General features: G+C 71.6%; 16 protein-coding genes. 10 read left to right on the forward strand and 6 right to left on the reverse strand.

Going from position 1 to position 18,829, the window contains the following annotated elements; genetic code table 11:
- Positions 1 to 38 precede the first annotated feature (38 nt).
- A complete protein-coding gene (locus QFZ82_RS23505) occupies positions 39 to 3,371 on the reverse strand; it encodes a S41 family peptidase (protein WP_307715036.1) in 3,333 nt (1,110 codons plus the stop codon).
- A 171-nt stretch (positions 3,372 to 3,542) separates the two neighbouring features.
- Between QFZ82_RS23505 and QFZ82_RS23510 the strand changes: the two genes are divergently transcribed.
- Both QFZ82_RS23510 and QFZ82_RS23515 read left to right on the forward strand, forming a co-directional pair.
- Positions 3,543 to 4,115 (forward strand): TetR/AcrR family transcriptional regulator, encoded by a 573-nt coding sequence (locus QFZ82_RS23510; RefSeq protein ID WP_177150537.1) that lies wholly within the window; start codon positions 3,543 to 3,545, stop codon positions 4,113 to 4,115.
- Between the two features lie 136 nt (positions 4,116 to 4,251).
- Complete coding sequence (locus QFZ82_RS23515; RefSeq protein ID WP_307715037.1) at positions 4,252 to 6,417, forward strand: MMPL family transporter; 2,166 nt, start codon at positions 4,252 to 4,254, stop codon at positions 6,415 to 6,417.
- A gap of 184 nt (positions 6,418 to 6,601) precedes the next feature.
- Here QFZ82_RS23515 and QFZ82_RS23520 read toward each other — a convergent pair whose 3' ends face one another.
- Complete coding sequence (locus QFZ82_RS23520) at positions 6,602 to 7,021, reverse strand: SsgA family sporulation/cell division regulator (RefSeq protein ID WP_307715038.1); 420 nt, start codon at positions 7,019 to 7,021, stop codon at positions 6,602 to 6,604.
- A gap of 173 nt (positions 7,022 to 7,194) precedes the next feature.
- On the opposite strand from QFZ82_RS23520, the gene QFZ82_RS23525 reads away from it, so the two are divergent.
- From QFZ82_RS23525 to QFZ82_RS23555, 7 genes are all read left to right on the forward strand, one after another.
- The gene (locus tag QFZ82_RS23525) at positions 7,195 to 8,268 is read left to right on the forward strand and encodes an energy-coupling factor ABC transporter permease (protein WP_307715039.1); all 1,074 of its coding nucleotides are present in this window, start codon (positions 7,195 to 7,197) and stop codon (positions 8,266 to 8,268) included.
- Between the two features lies 1 nt (position 8,269).
- Entirely contained in the window at positions 8,270 to 9,031 is a 762-nt protein-coding gene (gene cbiQ / locus QFZ82_RS23530) for a cobalt ECF transporter T component CbiQ (protein WP_307715040.1), read from the forward strand.
- Positions 9,019 to 9,798: an energy-coupling factor ABC transporter ATP-binding protein gene (locus tag QFZ82_RS23535; RefSeq protein ID WP_307715041.1), complete on the forward strand. Its 780-nt coding sequence runs from the start codon at positions 9,019 to 9,021 to the stop codon at positions 9,796 to 9,798. Before cbiQ ends, QFZ82_RS23535 begins: the two co-directional genes overlap by 13 nt.
- A gap of 71 nt (positions 9,799 to 9,869) precedes the next feature.
- Positions 9,870 to 10,289 (forward strand): MarR family winged helix-turn-helix transcriptional regulator, encoded by a 420-nt coding sequence (locus QFZ82_RS23540; RefSeq protein WP_307717818.1) that lies wholly within the window; start codon positions 9,870 to 9,872, stop codon positions 10,287 to 10,289.
- Between the two features lie 91 nt (positions 10,290 to 10,380).
- Positions 10,381 to 10,848 carry an organic hydroperoxide resistance protein gene (locus tag QFZ82_RS23545; RefSeq protein ID WP_307715042.1) on the forward strand — a complete coding sequence of 156 codons (468 nt, stop codon included), beginning with the start codon at positions 10,381 to 10,383 and terminating at the stop codon, positions 10,846 to 10,848.
- A gap of 78 nt (positions 10,849 to 10,926) precedes the next feature.
- Positions 10,927 to 12,117 carry a serine hydrolase domain-containing protein gene (locus tag QFZ82_RS23550; RefSeq protein ID WP_307715043.1) on the forward strand — a complete coding sequence of 397 codons (1,191 nt, stop codon included), beginning with the start codon at positions 10,927 to 10,929 and terminating at the stop codon, positions 12,115 to 12,117.
- Positions 12,114 to 12,920, forward strand: a complete 807-nt coding sequence (locus QFZ82_RS23555; RefSeq protein WP_307715044.1) for an SDR family NAD(P)-dependent oxidoreductase — start codon at positions 12,114 to 12,116, stop codon at positions 12,918 to 12,920. The genes QFZ82_RS23550 and QFZ82_RS23555 overlap by 4 nt, the downstream gene beginning before the upstream one ends.
- Here the strand turns inward: QFZ82_RS23555 and QFZ82_RS23560 are convergent.
- The 4 genes from QFZ82_RS23560 to QFZ82_RS23575 all read right to left on the reverse strand — a co-directional run bounded on the left by QFZ82_RS23560 (position 12,844) and on the right by QFZ82_RS23575 (position 16,773).
- The gene (locus QFZ82_RS23560) at positions 12,844 to 13,641 is read right to left on the reverse strand and encodes a DUF817 domain-containing protein (protein ID WP_307715045.1); all 798 of its coding nucleotides are present in this window, start codon (positions 13,639 to 13,641) and stop codon (positions 12,844 to 12,846) included. The two genes, QFZ82_RS23555 and QFZ82_RS23560, sit on opposite strands and share 77 nt — an antisense overlap.
- Before the next feature lie 99 nt (positions 13,642 to 13,740).
- Complete coding sequence (locus QFZ82_RS23565) at positions 13,741 to 14,592, reverse strand: EamA family transporter (protein ID WP_307715046.1); 852 nt, start codon at positions 14,590 to 14,592, stop codon at positions 13,741 to 13,743.
- The gene (locus QFZ82_RS23570) at positions 14,589 to 15,080 is read right to left on the reverse strand and encodes a YbaK/EbsC family protein (RefSeq protein WP_307715047.1); all 492 of its coding nucleotides are present in this window, start codon (positions 15,078 to 15,080) and stop codon (positions 14,589 to 14,591) included. Before QFZ82_RS23570 ends, QFZ82_RS23565 begins: the two co-directional genes overlap by 4 nt.
- Positions 15,081 to 15,135: 55 nt before the next feature.
- The gene (locus QFZ82_RS23575) at positions 15,136 to 16,773 is read right to left on the reverse strand and encodes a penicillin-binding transpeptidase domain-containing protein (RefSeq protein ID WP_307715048.1); all 1,638 of its coding nucleotides are present in this window, start codon (positions 16,771 to 16,773) and stop codon (positions 15,136 to 15,138) included.
- A gap of 389 nt (positions 16,774 to 17,162) precedes the next feature.
- On the opposite strand from QFZ82_RS23575, the gene QFZ82_RS23580 reads away from it, so the two are divergent.
- A complete protein-coding gene (locus tag QFZ82_RS23580; protein WP_307715049.1) occupies positions 17,163 to 18,779 on the forward strand; it encodes a hypothetical protein in 1,617 nt (538 codons plus the stop codon).
- Positions 18,780 to 18,829 lie beyond the last annotated feature (50 nt).

The raw sequence follows: 18,829 nt of genomic DNA on the forward strand, positions 1-18,829 counted from the left end.
CTCGCGGGTGCGCCTTCTTGTGTACGCCGGGGCGGCGGTCACCGCTCCCGCGGGGGCAGCGGCGGGCGGCGCAGGTCGGGTGCCGACGAGTAGTCCGGCGGGAGCGCCGCGGGCGCGGACTTCAGCATGTCCAGGGCCAGTTGGACCGCGTCGTCCATGTCGGTGTGGCGGCCCTCGGCCCAGTCCAGCGGGGTGCGCAGCGAGTTCAGGTCCGGTTCGACACCGTGGTTCTCGATGGACCAGCCGTACGCGTCGAACCACGCGGCGTTCATCGGCACCGTGATCACCGTGCCGTCGCCGAGCCGGTGCCGGCCCGTCATGCCCACCACGCCGCCCCAGGTGCGGCTGCCCACCACCGGCCCCAGGTTGAGGAGCTTGAACGCGGCGGTGATCATGTCACCGTCCGAGGACGTCGCCTCGTCGGCGATCGCGACGACCGGGCCGCGCGGCGCGTTCGAGGCGTACGAGACGGGCTCGGCGTTGCGGGTCAGGTCCCAGCCGAGGATCTTGCGGGTCAGCTTCTCGACCACCAGCTCGCTGATGTGGCCGCCCGCGTTGCCGCGCACGTCCACGATCAGCGCCGGACGCGAGACCTCCATGCGCAGGTCCCGGTTGAACTGCGCCCAGCCCGAGCCGCCCATGTCGGGGATGTGCAGGTAGCCGCACTTGCCGTCGCTCAGCTCGCGTACGACCTCCCGTCGTTTGGCCACCCAGTCCTGGTAGCGCAGCGGGCGTTCGTCGATCAGCGGAACGATCGCGACCCGGCGCGGATGCGCCTCGCCCTCCTCCGCGGCTTCCGCGGGCAGGAAGGTGAGTTCGACCGTGGTGCCGCCCGCCGCCGACAGCATCGGGTAGGGGCCCGCGACCGGGTCCACCGGCCGCCCGTCGACGTGGGTGAGGACCGCGCCCTCGCGGATGCCCGTACCGGCCAGCGGCGAACGGGCCTTGGAGTCGGACGAGTCGCCGGGCAGGATGCGCTTGACCACCCATCTGCCGTCGCGGCACACCAGGTTGGCGCCGAGAAGTCCCATCGCCCGCTGGTAGTGCGGCGGCCCCTCGTTGCGCCGTGCCGGGGTGACATAGGCGTGGGAGGTGCCCAGTTCGCCCAGCACCTCGCGGAGCAGGTCGGCGAACTCGTCGGGGGACGCGACCCGTTCGACCAGGGGGCGGTACTGCTCGAGGACCGCGTCCCAGTCGATGCCGCACATGTCCGGCTCCCAGAAGTAGTCCCGGATCAGCCGGCCCGCCTCCCCGTACGCCTGGCGCCACTCGGACGCCGGGTCCGCCTCGTGCAGGATGCGGCGCATGTCGAGATAGACCGTCGAGTCGCCGTCGCCGGTCTCCGTCGCGGGTACGGCCCGCAGCTCGCCCTCGTCGACGACCACCAGCCGGCTGCCGTCGCCGCTGACCGCGAACCAGTCGAGGTGGTCGACCAGTTCCGTCCTGCGCGCCTTGGACAGGTCGAAGTGCTCCAGCGTCGGACGCCCCGACACGTCGGCCGGGTTGGCGAACGTCTCGCCCAGCGCGCCGGAGATGGGCCAGCGCAGCCACACCAGGCCGCCGCCGCTCACCGGATGCAGCGCCGAGTACTTGGAGGCCGTGACCGGGAACGGCACGACCCGGTTCTCCAGGCCCTCGACCTCGACCATCGCCGTGTGGTCGCCGGAGTCCTCCAGCGGGTCGAGCCCGCCCGCGGCCGGCCGGCCCTCCGGTGTGAGCGCGAAGGGCGAGGGGGTGGCCGACGACAGCGGCACCAGGTAGGGGCGGCAGCCCAGCGGGAACGACAGGTCGCCGGTGTGTACGTCGTACACCGGGTCGAAGCCGCGCCAGGACAGGAAGGCGAGGTAGCGGCCGTCGCGCGTGAAGACCGGGTTCTCGTCCTCGAAGCGGCCGTTGGTGACGTCGACGATCGTGCGGGCCCCGGGTTCGGCGATGCGCGCCATCCTGATCTGGCGCAGCGAGCGGCCGATGCCGGGCTGCGACCAGGTCAGCCAGCCGCCGTCCGGCGAGAACGCCAGGTCCCGCACCGGCCCGTTGTCGGACCTGACCAGTTCGGTGACCTCACCCGTGCCCTCCTCCGACGCGTCGACCAGCAGCAGCCGGCCGTCGTGCGAGGCGACCGCGATCCGCTCCCCGTCCGGGTCCGGCGCCATCTCCAGCACACGCCCCAGCTCGCCCTGCGCCAGCCGCCGCGGCTCGCGGTCGCCGCTCGCGCGCGGCAGGTATGCGATCTCGAGGGCGTCGTCGCCTTCCGCGTCGGTGACGTAGGCGACCTGGCCGTTGCCGAGCATCGCCGGAATCCGCACCCGTACGCCCGGGGTGTCCACGATCGTGCGGGCGGGCCCGTCGCGGTGCGTGAGCCAGTACAGACTGCCGCGGACGCCCACCGCGCTCGCCCGGCCGGTCTCGTCGACGGACAGACCGTCCACGTTGCCCGCGGCCGGGACCTGGTACGTGCGCCGGCCGGCGCGCTGGCCCCCGAGCCGTACCTCCAGCTTGCGGGGGACGGAGTCCGGGGCGAGCGCGTCGACGATCCACAGGTCGCCGGCGCACTGGTAGACGATCCTGCGGCCGTCGCTGGAGGCGTGCCGGGCGTAGAACGCGTCGTGGTCGGTGTGGCGCTGCAGACCGGTCCCGTCGGGCAGGCACGAGTACAGGTTGCCGACGCCCTCGTGGTCCGAGAGGAACGCGATCCGGCCGCCCTCCTCCGGTGACCACCGGTCGGTTCCCGGCCCGCGGATGAACATCGGGCAGTCGAGGTGTCCGTCCAGGTCGGGCAGCAGCCGCTTGCCGTGGAGCCACAGCCGGCCGGTCGCCCCGCCCCGGTACCGCTTCCAGGCGGCGGGCTCGTGCGGGGGCTTGGCGGTGAGCAGCAGCGTGCGCCGCTCGCAGCCGGCGCCGCCGGCGTGGGACGGCCCGTCGGCCACGTCCGTGACGGCGATGTCGGCGACCGGGCCCCAGGGCAGGCGCCCGCCGGGCGCGCCGTCGGTGGGGACGCTGTAGGCCCAGGAGAAGTACGAGAAGGGCTGGCCGTGCGAGGACACGGCGAGGATCTGGCCGTCGGGCGTCCAGCCGCAGACCCGGGTGTCGGTCGAGCCCCAGTAGCTGAGCCGCCGTGCGGGGCCGCCGTCGACCGGCGCGAGATGGATCTCCGGATCGAGACTGCGCCAGTTCGTGTACGCGATGTGGCTGCCGTCGGGGGAGAAGCGGGGATGGCCGACTCTGGTCCGGTCGACGGTCAGCCGCCAGGCGCGGCCCGGCCGTTGACCCTCCGGGACGAGGGGCGCGACCCACAGGTCGTCCTCGGCCGCGAAGCACAGCAAGTCGTCGTGCAGGTGCGGGAAGCGGAGATACGCGGCGTCGTCACTCACCCCACCCATGCTTTCCGTGCCCGGGGGGCGCGGCAACTCGTGGAGCCGGACGATCGCGGTCCGGCGGGCGTGACCCAGCACACAAGCGAAACGGTTTCGTTTCGTTCGGCGCTCGGATATCTTCGATGTGTACGAAACAGTTTCGTTCGGCAGCGATCGAGGGAGGCCGACATGACGCGCAGCCGGCTCACCCCCGAGCGCGAGGCAGAGCTGTACGAAGCGGTGCTCGACCTGTTGCGCGAGGTCGGCTACGACGCCCTGACCATGGACGCCGTGGCCGGACGCACGCGGTCCAGCAAGGCCACGCTCTACCGCCAGTGGCGGAGCAAGCCCGAGCTGGTCGCCAGGGCGCTGAGGCACAGCAAGCCGGTGCACGTCGGCGACATCGACACCGGCACGCTGCGCGGCGACTTCCACGCGATGCTCGCCCGCACCGACGACTGCCGTATGGAGAAGGACTCCGCGCTGATGCGGGGTCTGGCCCAGGCGGTCCACTCCAACCCCGATCTGCACGAGGCCCTGCGCGAGCTGCTCATCGAGCCGGAGATCACCGGACTCGACGTGCTGCTGCGCCGGGCCGTGGACCGGGGCGAGATCAGGGCGGACAACCCCGCCCTGGGATACGTCCCGCACATGTTCCTCGGCGCTGTCGTCGCCCGGCAGCTCATCGAGGACCGCGCACCCGACCGGGCCTTCCTCACCGACTACCTCGACGCCGTGGTCTTCCCCGCCCTCGGCGCCTGACACGGCGGAGCCCCACTCCGCCGGCCTCCCCGGATCACCCGCACGATCCGCTCACCCCGCACCACCTGACGCGCGCCGCTCTCGTCGTCGGGCCGGCTCCCCTGCCCTGTTCACCTCACACACGGGAGTAGCCCTCGTGGCCACGTTCCTCTACACACTCGGACGGACCGCCTTCCGGCGCCGCCGTCTCGTCGCCCTGCTGTGGGTGGCCCTGCTCGTGCTCGCGGGCGCCGGCGCGGCCTCCGCGCCGACCGCCACGTCCTCGTCCTTCTCGATCCCGGGCACGGAGGCCCAGAAGGCCTTCGACCTGCTGGAGGAGCGCTTCCCCGGCGGCAGCGCCGACGGCGCCACCGCCCGGGTCGTCTTCAAGGCGCCCGACGGCGGGAAGATGACCGACGCCGGCCCCAGGGACGAGGTCGCGAAGGCGGTCTCCGAGCTGAAGTCCGGCGCCGACCAGGTCGCCTCGGTCACCGACCCGTACACCGCGCGCGCCGTGTCCAAGGACGGCTCGACCGCGTACGTCTCCGTCACCTACAAGGTCACCTCCATGGAGCTGACCGACGCCACGCGCGAGGCGCTGGAGGAGACCGGCACCGAGGCGCGCGAGGCCGGGCTGACGGTGGAGATCGGCGGCGACGCGCTCCAGACCATGCCGGAGCAGGGAGTCGGCGAGATCATCGGCGTGGTCATCGCCGGGATCGTGCTGGTCATCACCTTCGGATCGCTGGTCGCCGCCGGACTGCCGCTGCTCACCGCGATCATCGGCGTCGGTATCGGCATCTCCACGATCACCGCCCTGGCGAGCGTCCTCGACCTCGGCAGCACCACCTCGACGCTGGCGATGATGATCGGCCTCGCGGTCGGCATCGACTACGCGCTCTTCATCGTCTCCCGCTACCGCGCAGAGCTGGCCGAGGGCCGCGAGCGCGAGGAGGCGGCCGGGCGCGCCGTCGGCACCGCGGGCTCCGCGGTCGTCTTCGCCGGTCTGACCGTGGTCATCGCCCTGGTCGGCCTCGCCGTCGTCAACATCCCGATGCTCAGCAAGATGGGCTTCGCCGCGGCGGGCACCGTCGTCATCGCCGTCCTCATCGCCCTCACGCTGATACCGGCGCTGCTCGGTTTCGCGGGCAAGCGGGTCCTCGGCCGCAAGGTCCGCAAGGGCAAGCCGGTCTCCGACAAGCCGAACGCGGGCACCCGCTGGGCGCGTTTCGTGATCCGCCGCCCGGTCGCCGTCCTGCTCGCCGGCGTCGTCGGCCTCGGCGCCGTGGCCGTGCCGGCCGCCTCGCTGGAGGTCGGTCTGCCCGACGACGGCTCGCAGCCGGTCAGCACCACGCAGCGCAAGGCGTACGACCTGCTGTCCGAGGGCTTCGGCCCCGGCTTCAACGGTCCGCTGATGGTCGTCGTCGACGGCGACAAGAGCGCCGCCGACCGCACGGTCGAGATCGTCAGGGGCCTCGAAGGCACCGCCGCCGTGACACCGCCGACGCTCAACAAGACCGGTGACACCGCGGTGATCACCGTCGTCCCGAAGGACCGTCCGTCCTCGGTCGCCACCGAGGAACTGGTCCAGGAAATCCGCGACAAGAGCGGCGACGAGGTCCTGGTCACCGGCGCCACCGCGATGAACATCGACTTCTCGCAGAAGATGAACGACGCGCTGCTGCCCTACCTGGCGCTCGTCGTCGGCCTCGCGTTCCTGCTGCTGATGGTCGTCTTCCGGTCGGTGCTGGTGCCGCTCAAGGCCGCTCTCGGCTTCCTGCTCTCCGTCGTTGCGGCGCTCGGCGCGGTCGTGGCGGTCTTCCAGTGGGGCTGGCTGGGCTCGCTGTTCGGCGTCGAGCAGACCGGCCCGATCATGTCGATGATGCCGATCTTCATGATCGGCGTGGTCTTCGGTCTCGCGATGGACTACGAGGTCTTCCTGGTCACGCGCATGCGGGAGGCGTACGTCCACGGCGAGCGACCCGGCGAGGCCATCGTCACGGGCTTCCGGCACGGGGCCCGGGTGGTGACCGCGGCGGCCGTCATCATGATCGCGGTCTTCTCCGGCTTCATCGGCTCCAGCGAGCAGATGGTCAAGATGATCGGCTTCGGTCTCGCGATCGCGGTGTTCTTCGACGCCTTCGTGGTCCGTATGGCGATCGTGCCGGCGGTGCTGGCCCTGCTCGGGCACAAGGCCTGGTGGCTGCCGCGCGGGCTGGACCGGGTGCTGCCCAACGTGGACGTGGAGGGCGAGAAGCTCCACAAGGAGCTGGGTGACACGCCGGGCGATCCGGACGAGGACCGGGAACTGGTCCGCGTCTGATCCCCGATTGCTCCGGGGGGCCGTGCGGCGGTGATGGGCATCGCACCGCAGGAGCGGCCCCCCGGGTACGCGACGGCGCCGTGGGGACGGGAGCCGTCGTGACAGGTGGCCGTATCCGCCGGACCGGGCGGGTACGGCCACCTCGCGTCGCGCGCCGCTGTCGGGATGTCGCGGTCGCGGGCCGTCAGGCAGGGGTCGGGGGTGCCGAAGGCGCAGCCGCGGGGGCCTGTGCGGACGCCCCAGGCGCCGCGGGCGCCTGGGGGGCCGGGGACGTCGTGGCCACCGCGTACGTGTGGCGCAGGAAGCGGTTCAGCGTCTTGGCGTCGAACTGGACCACCGCGACCCCGTCGCGCGTGTGGAACTCGACCACTGCCTGCACCCGGCCGCACGGCCAGATCTCGATGTCCCCCCGCCTGACCGGTGCGTTCAGCCCGCTCTCCAGCACCTCGCGCGGGAAGGTCCACTCCTTGCCGCTGGGGAACGAGAAGCACACGGCCTGTGGGTCCGCCGCGGGGTCGTAACTGAGCGAGACGCGTACGGCGCGGTACTGAGGAGCGTCGGTGACGATCCGGCCTCGTGCGTGTTCCATGACGGCGGGGGACATGGCCTGCTCCTCACACTCGTCCTCTTTGTTGTCCAATGTCCCATATTCGCCTTAGGGTGCTCGCTTCGCTTGTCGGCCGCACTGTTCATCTGTGACCTGTGCGCTCTTGCATATCGTTCGCAAGAGGGACCTATCATGGGACGCTTATTCATCTGTCCGAAGCGGAGCCCGCCATGCATGTCCCTGACGGATTCATCAACGCGCCGGTCTCGGTGGCCGCCGGAGTCGCCGCCGCCGGCGCGGTCGCCGTCAGCCTCCGCGGCGCCCGCCGCGAGCTGGGTGGATCGGCCGTCGCGCTGCCCGGCGCCGACCGCACCGCACCGCTCGCCGGCCTCGTCGCCGCGTTCGTCTTCGCCGTGCAGATGCTGAACTTCCCGGTCGCCGCAGGCACCAGCGGGCATCTGCTGGGCGGCGCGCTCGCGGCCATCCTCGTCGGGCCGTTCACCGGCGTCCTGTGCATAGCCGTCGTGCTGCTGATGCAGGGCATCCTCTTCGCCGACGGCGGCCTCACGGCCCTCGGCGTCAACATCACCGTCATGGGCGTCGTCACCGTCCTGGTCGCGTACGGGCTGTTCCGCGGGCTCGTCACGGTCCTGCCGCGCAGCCGGCGCTCGGTGACCGTCGCCTCCTTCGTCGCCGCGCTGGTCTCGGTGCCGGCCGCCGCCGCCGCGTTCAGCCTGCTCTACGCGGTCGGCGGGCTGACCGACGTGCCGATCGGCTCGGTCCTCACCGCGATGGTCGGCGTCCACGTCCTGATCGGCATCGGCGAGGCGGCGATCACCGCCCTCACGGTCGGCGCCGTGCTCGCCGTGCGCCCGGACCTCGTGTACGGCGCGCGCGGCCTGACGGCCCCGCTCAAGCTCCGCGTCGGCGGCGAGCTCGTCGACGCCCCGGCCGAGCCGGCCCCCGTGGCCGCCCGGTCGCCGCGCAAGGTGTGGCTGACGGGCCTCGTGACCGCGTTCGTCCTCGCCGGGTTCGTCTCCTTCTACGCCTCGGCCAGCCCCGACGGCCTGGAGAAGGTCGCCGCCGACAAGGGCATCGACAAGACCGTCGAGGAGCACGCCGTGGCCGGCTCGCCGCTCGCCGACTACGGCGTCGAGGACGTCGAGGACGACCGGCTCTCCGGCGGCCTCGCCGGTGTCATCGGCGTCGGCGCGACGGTCGCCGTCGGCACCGGGGTCTTCTGCGTCGTGCGCCGCCGCCGTGCGGACAGCGAGCAGGACACCCGCGTGCGGAGCTCCGTCTGACATGGGAGCGGGGCACGCCCACAAGCTCTACCGGCACGGGCACTCGCCGGTCCATGTCCTGCCCGCCCACTGCAAGCTGGTCGCCGTGCTGTGCTTCGTGCTCGTCGTCGTCTCGACGCCGCGCGAGGCCGTGTGGGCCTTCGGGGGGTACGCGCTGCTGCTGGCGGGGGTCGCCGCGGTGGCGCGCGTCCCGGCGGGCTTCGTACTCAAGCGGCTGCTGATCGAGGTCCCGTTCGTGGCCTTCGCCCTGCTCATGCCGTTCGTCGTCCCGGGCGAGCGGACCGAGGTGCTCGGGGTGGCGCTGAGCGTCCCGGGCCTGTGGGGCGCGTGGAACATCCTCGCCAAGGGCACGCTCGGTGTCGCCGCCTCCGTGCTCCTCGCCTCGACGACCGAACTGCGCTCGGTCCTGCTCGGTCTCCAGCGGCTCCGGCTGCCGTCGCTGCTGGTCCAGATCGCCTCGTTCATGGTCCGCTACGGCGACGTGATCGCCGACGAGATGCGGCGCATGTCGATCGCCCGCCGCTCGCGCGGCTTCGAGGCGAGGGGCGTGCGCCACTGGGGTGTGCTGGCCAAGTCGGCGGGCGCCCTGTTCATCCGCTCCTACGAGCGCGGTGAGCGGGTGCACCTCGCCATGGTGAGCCGGGGCTACACCGGGACCATGCCGGTCCTGGACGACGTGCGCGCCACGCCTGCCCAGTGGTCGTACGCCGCCGTACTGCCCGTGACCGCGCTCGCGGTCTGTCTGCTGGGATGGATGCTGTGACGACCCTTTCGCCGGAGACGATCCCCTCGCTGGAGGTGCGCGGGCTCGCGTACGCGTACCCCGACGGACACCAGGCCCTCTTCGGCGTCGACCTGACGGTCGGGCGCGGTGAGCGGGTCGCCCTCCTCGGCCCCAACGGCGCCGGCAAGACGACCCTCGTCCTGCATCTCAACGGCATCCTGGCCGGCGGGGTCGGCACGGTCGCCGTCGCCGGACTGCCGGTGGCCAAGGAGAACCTGGCGGAGATCCGCCGCCGGGTCGGCATCGTCTTCCAGGACCCGGACGACCAGCTGTTCATGCCCACCGTCCGTGAGGACGTCGCCTTCGGGCCGGCCGCCTCCGGCCTGCGCGGCGCCGCGCTGGAGCAGCGGGTCACGGACGCGCTGGAACGGGTCGGCATGGCGGATTTCGCTGACCGGCCGCCGCACCACCTGTCGTTCGGACAGCGCCGCCGGGTCGCCGTCGCGACCGTGCTCGCGATGGAGCCGGAGATCCTCGTCCTGGACGAGCCCTCGTCCAACCTCGACCCCGCGTCCCGCCGTGAACTGGCCGACATCCTGCGCTCGTTGGACGTCACGGTCCTGATGGTCACGCACGACCTGCCGTACGCGCTGGAGCTGTGCCCCCGCTCGGTGGTCCTCAGCGACGGCGTGATCGCCGCGGACGGCGCCACGCAGGACCTGCTGGGCGACGAGGACCTGATGCGCAGGCACCGGCTGGAGCTGCCCTTCGGCTTCGCCCCGAAGTCCGTGACAATGGGCGCGTGAACCGCACCGAGGAGACCCGCACCGACGAGACCCGCACCGACGAGACCCGGGCCGCCACGGCCACCGCATCGCTGCTGCTCGACGACCAGCTGTGCTTCGCGCTGTACGCGGCGCAGCGCGCGGTGACGGCCGCCTACCGGCCGCTGCTGGCGGAGCTTGGCCTGACGTATCCGCAGTACCTGGCGATGCTGGTCCTCTGGGAGCGCGGCGAGGTCCCGGTCAAGGAGCTGGCCGCCGCACTGCGGCTGGACTACGGCACCGTCTCGCCGCTGCTGAAGCGGCTGGAGTCGGCGGGACTCGTGCACCGCGAGCGTTCGGCGGCCGACGAGCGCTCGGTGCTGCTGGTGCTCACCGACGAGGGCCGGGCGCTGCGCGAGCGGGCCGAACGGGTGCCGGAGCAGCTGATGCGCAGCACCGGTCTGGGGAGGCCCGAGATCGCGCGGCTGCGTGCCGAACTGCACCGGCTGGCCGAGGCTGCGGACCCCGGCTGATCCGAGCTACCCCGGAGTAACAACTGGCCCCGGATTCCGATACATTGTGCGCGATGTAAATGCAGCGGCGCACTGACCACGGGGACGCACCATGAGCGAGCAGGCCACCACAGCCGACACCTCCGCCACCGCCGACACCCGGCCCACGAAGATCATGTACGTGGCGGAGGCCACCGCCCACGGCGGCCGGGACGGCTATGTGACGAGCCACGACGGCCGGATCGATCTGCGCGTGGCCATGCCGCCCGCGCTCGGCGGCGACGGCAACGGCACCAACCCGGAACAGCTCTTCGCGGCCGGCTACAGCGCCTGCTTCCACAACGCCCTGGTGCTCGTCGGCCGCCGCGCCGGTCTCGACCTCACGGGCTCCACGGTCGCCGCCAAGGTCGGCATCGGGCCCAACCGGGCCAGGGGATACGGACTCGCGGTCGCCCTCAACGTCTCCCTCCCGCTCGTCGACCAGGACCTCGCCGCACGGCTCGTGGGCGCCGCGCACCAGGTCTGCCCGTACTCCAACGCCACCCGCGACAACATCGACGTCTCCGTCGTCCTCAGCTGACGGCGCCGTCCGAGCTGACGCCCCGACAGGTTCCGCCCCGGAATCCGGCCGGTCTGGACCACGTTGCACCATGGGGGGATGGACGGCAGCGAAGGAGCACATGTGGTGGACGTCCGGGGCACGGTGGCGGACGGCTTCGAAGCGGTCGCGGACGCCTTCGTACGCAACTTCGAGCAGCGCGGCGAGCGCGGGGCCGCGGTCGCCGTCTACCGCGACGGCCGCAAGGTCGTCGACCTGTGGGCGGGCGCCCGCGACGTGGACGGCCGCGAACCGTGGGCCGTCGACACCGCCCAGGTCGTCCGCTCGGCCACCAAGGGCGTCGCCGCGGCCGTGGTCCTCCTGCTCCACCAGCGCGGCCAGATCGACCTGGACGCGCCGGTCGGCACGTACTGGCCGGAGTTCAAGGCGGCGGGCAAGGAGCGGGTCCTCGTCCGCCACCTGCTCGCGCACCGTGCCGGCCTGCCGGTGCTGGACCGGCCGCTCACCCCGGCCGAGGCCGGGGACGGCACGAGCGGCCCCGCCGCGCTCGCCGCCCAGGCCCCCGCCTGGGAGCCCGGCACCGCGCACGGCTACCACGCGCAGACCTACAGCTGGCTCCTGGGCGAACTGGTGCGCCGCGTCACCGGCCGGACCATGGGCCGCTGGGTCGCCGAGGAGATAGCCCGCCCGCTCGGCCTCGACTTCTGGATCGGCCTGCCCGCCGACGAGGCCCACCGCGTCGGCCGCCTCGGGCCCGTGGCCGAGCCGGAGACCGCCCAGGGCGGCGGCCTGAGGCTCCGCCCCAAGCGCTCCGTCTCCGAGGCCTACCGGGACCCCGCCTCCCTGACCCGCCGCGCCTTCGGCGCCATCGACCCGGCGCCCGACGAGAACGACCCCGCCTTCCGCGCCGCCGAACTCCCCGCGTCCAACGGCATCTCCACCGCCCGCGCCCTCGCCCGCTTCTACGCCGCCACCATCGGCGAGGTCGACGGCGGGCCCCGGCTGTTCGCCCCGGCCACCCTGACCCTCGCTCGTACCGAGGAGTCCGCCGGACCCGACCGCGTGCTCGTCGTCCCCACCCGCTTCGGCCTCGGCTACATGCTCCACGGGCCCGCCTCGCCGCTGCTGGGCCCCGGCTCCTTCGGCCACCCGGGCCGCGGCGGCTCCCTCGGCTTCGCCGACCCGGAGTCGGGTATCGCGCTGGGCTACGCGACGAACGGCATGCGCAAGGGCGTGACGGCCGATCCTCGTGCGCAGGCGCTGATCAGGGCGGTACGTTCGGCCCTGTGAATCGCTTCGAGGGACACGGCGTACTGATCACCGGAGCCGCCCGCGGCATCGGGGCGGCGACCGCCCGGCGCCTCGCCTCGGAGGGCGCGCGGGTGCTCGTCACCGACATCGACACGGACGCCGCCGAGGAGACCGCCGCGTCCATCGACGGCACGGAGCCCTTCCCGTGCGACGTGGGCGACCGCGGCTCGGTCGAGGAGGCCGTCGCGCACGCCGTGGAACGCTTCGGCACCCTCGACGTGCTGGTCAACAACGCGCTCTCGGCGACCCGGGACACCGAGCGGTTCGAGGACCTGCCCGACGACGACTGGGCCCGTGACCTCGACATCTGCCTGACCGGGGCGTTCCGGTGCTGCCGCGCCGCACTGCCGCATCTGGAGGCGGGCGGCCGCGGGGCGATCGTCAACATCGGCTCCGTCAACGCCGAGCAGTCCTTCGGCGGTCACGCCTACAGCGCCGCCAAGGCCGGTCTCGCCTCCCTCACCCGCACCCTCGCCGCCGACGCGGCGGCGCGCGGCGTCCGCGTCAACCAGATCAACCCGGGCACCGTCCGCACCCGGGCCTGGCAGGACCGCGCGTCCGAACTGGAGGCCCTGCGCGAGGTGTACCCTCTCGGCCGCGTCGGCGAGCCCGAGGACATCGCGGCGGCCGTGGCCTTCCTCGCCTCGCGCGACGCGGCCTGGATCACCGGCACGACGCTCCGTGTCGACGGCGGCCTGCTCGCCGTCAACTCCGGTTTCGAGCGACTGCACGCGAGCCGGGCAGCGAACGGCCGGCCGACCCCGCCGTCAGCACGAACGTGACCGTGATGAGCAGCGCCCACGCCCCGAACTTGGCCACCGACACCGGCTGCCAGCCCGCCAGTTGGTCCGGATAGCTCCAGGCCCCCGCGTACGTCGCGATGTTCTCGGCGACCCACAGGAAGAAGCCGATCAGCACGAACGCCAGGGCCAGCGGCATCCGGTGGTCGCGCTCGCCCACCCGGAACCGCACCCACGTCCCCGCGGTCGCGCACAGCAGCAGCGCCGCGAGCACCCAGCGTGCGTCGGGCAGCCAGTGGTGGCTGAAGAAGTTCACGTAGACGGCGGCCGCGAGCACCGCCATGACCCGGGGCCGGTAGCCGGTCAGCCGCAGGTCGAACAGGTGCCAGGCCCGGCAGAGGTAGCTGCCCACGGCCGCGTACATGAACCCGCCGTACAGCGGTACGCCGCCGATCTTCGTGAGCGCCTCCTCCGGGTAGCTCCAGGAGCCCATCCGCACCTTGACCAACTCGAAGAGGAGTCCCACGAGATGGCAGCAGGCGATCACGGCGGTGTCGCGGGCGCTGTCCCAGCCGATCTTCCTCGCGACCACGGCCAGGGCGATGCCGTAGAGCAGCAGCAGGTCGTAGCGGGCGACGGGCAGGTCGGGCAGCTGCCCCGAAACGGCGATGCCGCCGACGAGAGCGACGGCGAAGGCGCAACAGCGCGCCTCCAGCAGGCCGAAACGGAGCAGCTGGCGTATCCCGTGTGTGATCGTCCCCATGGCGGCAGGGACGCCTGCGAGGCGCCGCACGGTTCGCCGGCACCGCGCATCAGTCGCACCGCGCATCAGCCGGCTCTGCGTGTCAGCCCGCCGTGAGCATCAGCCCGCCTTGAGCATCAGGCCGATGCCCAGCACCATCAGGCACGCCGCCGCGATCCGCGGCGCCCCGAACCGCTCCTTGAACAGCAGCGCGCCGATCGCCGCGCCGACGATGATCGACGACTCCCGCAGCGCCGCGATCGGCGCGAGCGGGGCGCGGGTCTGGGCCCACAGCACCAGTCCGTACGCGGTGATCGACATCGCCGCGCCGAGCAGTCCGCGCCCCACATGAGGCCGCAGCTGGGCGATCAGCGCGCCCCGGCGGGCGTACACCGCGTAGGCCGGGACCAGGAGGCCTTCGAGGACCATCAGCCAGGCGATGTAGCCGACCGGCGTGCCGGACGCGCGCACGCCCAGGCCGTCGACCACCGTGTACGCGGCGATCGACAGCCCGGTCGCGAGCGCGGCCGCGATCGCCGGCCAGTGCGGGCGTGTGCCGGAGCCCTTGATGCCCCACAGCGCGACACCGACGAGGCCCGCCGACGCGACGCCGACACCGGCCGCCTGCCAGGCGCCCAGGTGCTCACCGACGAACACCACGGCCGCGACCGTCACCACCAGCGGGGCCGTGCCGCGCGCGATCGGATACATCTGGCCGAAGTCGCCGAGGCTGAACGACCGCATGAGCAGGGCCTGGTAGCCGACGTGCAGAAGCGCGGACGCGACGAGCCAGGGCCAGGCACCCGCCGCGGGCACCGGGGCGAAGCACGCCATGACCGCGCCCATGACGGCGGCACCGCCCGCGATCAGGGTGAAGGCGACGAGCTGGTCCTTGATCCCGTGCGCCAGGGCGTTCCAGCCGGCATGCGTGACCGCCGCGGCGAGCACCGCGGCGGCGACGAGCACCGTCACGCCGTGCGCTCGCGGACGTCCACGACCGTGCCGCCCGCGTGGGCGATCAGCGTCTTGGGGTCGAGCGGGAACACCGTGTGCGGGGTCCCGGCCGCGGCCCACACCACGGCGTGGTCGAGCAGCCCCCGGTCCGCGAGCACCCGCGTGCGGGTGCGGTGACCGAACGGCGGTACGCCCCCGATGGCGTATCCCGTCGTCTCGCGCACCAGGTCCGCGTTCGCCCGCCGCACGGACTCGGCGCCCAGTTCCGCACGGACCCGCTCGACGTCCACCCGCGACGATCCGTCCATCAGCACCAGTACCGGCCGGCCGTCCGCCTCGAAGACCAGCGACTTCACGATCTCGCTGACGTCGCAGCCGATGGCCTCGGCGGCCTGCGCCGCGGTGCGTGTCGCGTGCGGGAAACGGCGTACGGGGACCTCGAGTCCGAGCTCGCGCAGAGCCTCGGCGAATCGAGGGTGGGCGTCGGCGGTGTCGTGAGTGCTCATGGCCCGCACGCTAGCGGTGGTTGTACGGGCCATGCGACCGTGTTTCACCTCATGGTCAGCGCGCGTTCAGCACCTGCGCGACGACCTCGCCGGCGGCGTCGCCGCCGTGCCCGCCGGAGTCGACGACGGCGGCCGCGGCGAGGTCGTCGGCGTATCCGGCGAACCAGGCGTTGGAGTCGCCCTGGCCGTCGACCTCGGCGGATCCGGTCTTGGCACCCTTGTTCCCGCCCACGGAGGCCATGGCGCGGGCTCCGGTGCCTTCGCCGGAGGCTCCGGCGCTCATCAACTGACGCAGGGTCTGCGCCATGCCCGCGGGGAGCGGCTGTGCGGTGGCCAGTTCACGGTCGTCGAGGTCCTGCGGGACGATCAACGGCTGCCGGAAGGCCCCGCCCTTGACGGTCGCGGCGATGGACGCGACGTTGAGGACGTTCATCTGGATCTTCCCCTGGCCGATGTACGAGGCCGCCGTCTCGGCGCCCGTCGACGCGGGGACCGCACCGTCCCAGGTCTTCACTCCGGTCTGCCACTCCGCACCGATGCCGAAGTACGTCAGGGCCGTCTCGCCCAGTGCCGAACCGGCGCTCTGTCCCAGTGGCTTGACCGGCTTGATGAAGGTGGTGTTGCAGGAGCGGGCGAAGGCGCGCTGCAGCGTCGTGGTCCCGAGCGAGAAGTCCTTGAGGTTGTGGAACTCGCGCTCCCAGGTGACCGTCGCCGGGCACTCGACCGACGAGCCCGGACCGCTGACCAGCCCCTTGTCCAGCATCATCGCCGCCGTCACGATCTTCATCGTCGAGCCCGGCGCCTGCGCGCCCCCGAACGCCGTGTTGAAGCCCTGCGCCGGGCTGTTGGCGACGGCCCTGATCCGGCCGGTGCTCGGCTCGACCGCCACGACGGATGCCCTGCCGAATTGTTTGACCGCCTTCTCGGCGGCCGCCTGCACGCCCGCGTCCAGGTAGGTCCGGAGCGTGCCCTCCTCGCCCTTGGTGAGCATGAGCAGCGTCTTGTCGGGCACGCTGCCGTCCGCCGATGTGACGACCAACTCGACGCCCGGCTTGCCGCCCGCCTTCGCGCCGTACTTCTCGCGCAGCTGGTCCAGGACCGTGCCGAGCGAGGGGTACTTCTCCTTCGTCAGCTCGACGCCGTCCTTGCCGACCGCCTTGATCGGCGGGGCGGACGCGGTGTCCGTGGCGAGCGAGGTGCCCTCGGTGAGCTGCGGGTGCACGACGGACGGCTGCCAGTCGACCAGCGGCCTGCCGGTGGTCAGCCCGCGGACCACGGTCAGCTCGGAGGAGTACGACCAGGACTTGGACGTCCCCTCGTACTCCACCGTCGCCTCGACCGTGAACGGCACCTTCGCGCCGACGGCCGAGCCGGGCGCGATCACGGCCTTGGTGACATGGGCGTCCTCGCGGTAGCCGGTGAGCAACGGCTCCGCCTCCGCCGCGTTGTCGGTGAGCTGGGCGGCGGCCGGCCCTTCGCCCGCGGCCCACGCGGTGAGGAAGTCCTTCGCGGTCCTCTCGACCTCGTCCGCGCTCGGTGGCCCGGTCTCCTTGGCCGCGGACCGGGTCGTGACGCCGCCCTCCCCGCCGTTTCCGGTGAGCCCGTTGTACAGGTTCCATCCCCCGTAGCCGACACCCGTCGCCACGACGGCGAACACGCCGCCGACGACGGCGACCTTCGCTCCACTGCGCATGACCGCAGCCCCCTCCCCAGAGTGCGCATCCTGAACACGTTCAAGATCGCGAGTCAGGTGCACTCTACGGGACGGGGATGACGGGGGAGGGGTCGTTATGGGACTGCGACCTCAGCACCCGAACCGACTGTCGCCGTCGTCCGCGGCACGGTGCCTTCGCGTTGCGAGACGCGCCGAATGAGGGAAGAGTGGTTTGGGTACCGCCTGTGCACCGTTGAGCTGTGGATCTCCGTGACCACAGGCCGCCGCCCTCAGGGTCGCGTTTCGCAGGGTCAGAAAAGCACCTGGAAAGCACGGTTGGGACAACCATGTCCAGAACTGCTCAGCATAAAATCTTTCGTTTCGTTGGTTCCTCCTGCCTGGCTGCGGCGCTTGCGCTCTCGCCGGGCATGGCGAGTGCTGCGGCAGCGCCCCAAGCGCTCGCTGAAGCCACGGCCGCAGTACCCGTTCAACCATCTCCGCCTACTCCGCCTCCTGAGGAGGAGCAGCCCCCGCCTGCTGAGGAGGAGCAGCCTCCGCCTCCTCCGCCTCCTGAGGAGGAGCAGCCCCCGCCTGCTGAGGAGGAGCAGCCTCCGCCTCCTCCGCCGGCCGAGGAGCAGCCTCCGCCTGCTGAGGAGGAGCAGCCCCCGCCGGCCGAGGAGGAGCAGCCCCCGCCGGCGCAGCAGGAGGAGCCCCAGCCACCGCCTGCGCAGCTGAGGGCGGAGCTGCAGCAGCAGACGCCCGAGCTCAAGCAGGATGTCCAGGAACTGATGGCCCAGCAGGACGTCTCCCAAGAGCTCAAGGAGACTGCGGGCAAGCTGAACAACACGCTGAAGGCGATCGAGGACCCGACGACACCGCTGGCGGAGCGGGTCGCGCTCGCGGACGTCGTGAAGCAGTCGACGGATGTCCTGGCGAACGTGGACAAGGCGGCTGCGCCGTCAGAGGTGAAGGCGTCCGTGACGAACACCGTGGAGACGTCGACGGAGGTCCTGGCGGACATCCAGCAGTCGAACGCTCCGTCTGAGGTGAAGGTGGCGGTGGCGAACACCGTGGAGACGACCACGAACGTTCTGGTGAACGTTCTGAAGTCGAATGCGCCGTCTGAGGTGAAGGTGGCGGTGGCGAACACCGTGGAGACGTCGACGAATGTCCTGGTGGATCTTCAGAAGTCGAATGCGCCGTCTGAGGTGAAGATCGCGGTGGCGAACACCATAGAGACGACGACTACTGTTCTGGTGGACGTTCTGAAGTCGAATGCGTCGTCGGCCGTGAAGGTGGCGGTGACGAACACCGTGAAGACGACGACGACCGTACTGGTGGACGTTCTGAAGTCGAATGCGTCGTCGGCGGTGAAGATCGCGGTGACGAACACCATTGAGACGACGACTACTGTTCTGGTGGACGTTCTGAAGTCGAATGCGTCGTCGGCCGTGAAGGTGGCGGTGACGAACACCGTGAAGACGACGACGAATGTTCTGGTGGAGGTTGTGAAGTCGAATGCTCCGTCCGCGGTGAAGGTGGCGGTGACGAACACCGTGAAGACGACGACGAATGTTCTGGTGGACGTTCTGAAGTCGAATGCGCCCCCGGCGGTCAAGGTGGCGGTCACGAACACCGTGAAGTCGACGACGAATGTCCTGGTGGGCTGTTTGAAGTCGAAGGCGCCGCAAGCGGTGAAGATAGCGGTGACGAACACCGTGAAGACGACGACGGATGTCCTGGTGGACGTTGTGAATTCGAATGCGCCGACGAGCGTGAAGGTGACCGCGACGAATGTCGTGAAGACAACGGCGGATGTCCTGGTGTCTGCTCTGCAGTCCGGTACGAAGCCGACGGATCAGAAGGCGGCGACGGACTTCGCGAAGAAGGTGAACACCAAGCTGAAGGGGGCCCAGAGTTCGGACGCTGCACAGCGGACCGAGGCAACCAAGCAGCTGAACCAGTGGAACGCCTCGCTCCCCAAGTGCCTCCAGCAGAACACGTTCCAGGAGTGCGTGGGCGCTGCTGCGAACACAGGTGGATGACACCAAGGACGACCCGGGACGACTGCCAACGACCGGCAACGACCCGGACG

It is taken from the genome of Streptomyces sp. V4I23, assembly GCF_030817975.1.
Classification (GTDB): Bacteria; Actinomycetota; Actinomycetes; order Streptomycetales; family Streptomycetaceae; genus Streptomyces.

Bases quoted from the DNA above. Each gene is read 5' to 3' on its own strand.
- QFZ82_RS23510 (WP_177150537.1), top strand. From the start codon at position 3,543: ATGACGCGCAGCCGGCTCACCCCCGAGCGCGAGGCAGAGCTGTACGAA.
- QFZ82_RS23520 (WP_307715038.1), bottom strand. From the start codon at position 7,021: ATGTCCCCCGCCGTCATGGAACACGCACGAGGCCGGATCGTCACCGAC.
- QFZ82_RS23525 (WP_307715039.1), top strand. From the start codon at position 7,195: ATGCATGTCCCTGACGGATTCATCAACGCGCCGGTCTCGGTGGCCGCC.
- cbiQ (WP_307715040.1), top strand. From the start codon at position 8,270: ATGGGAGCGGGGCACGCCCACAAGCTCTACCGGCACGGGCACTCGCCG.
- QFZ82_RS23535 (WP_307715041.1), top strand. From the start codon at position 9,019: ATGGATGCTGTGACGACCCTTTCGCCGGAGACGATCCCCTCGCTGGAG.
- QFZ82_RS23545 (WP_307715042.1), top strand. From the start codon at position 10,381: ATGAGCGAGCAGGCCACCACAGCCGACACCTCCGCCACCGCCGACACC.
- QFZ82_RS23550 (WP_307715043.1), top strand. From the start codon at position 10,927: ATGGACGGCAGCGAAGGAGCACATGTGGTGGACGTCCGGGGCACGGTG.
- QFZ82_RS23560 (WP_307715045.1), bottom strand. From the start codon at position 13,641: ATGGGGACGATCACACACGGGATACGCCAGCTGCTCCGTTTCGGCCTG.
- QFZ82_RS23570 (WP_307715047.1), bottom strand. From the start codon at position 15,080: ATGAGCACTCACGACACCGCCGACGCCCACCCTCGATTCGCCGAGGCT.
- QFZ82_RS23575 (WP_307715048.1), bottom strand. From the start codon at position 16,773: ATGCGCAGTGGAGCGAAGGTCGCCGTCGTCGGCGGCGTGTTCGCCGTC.
- QFZ82_RS23580 (WP_307715049.1), top strand. From the start codon at position 17,163: ATGGCGAGTGCTGCGGCAGCGCCCCAAGCGCTCGCTGAAGCCACGGCC.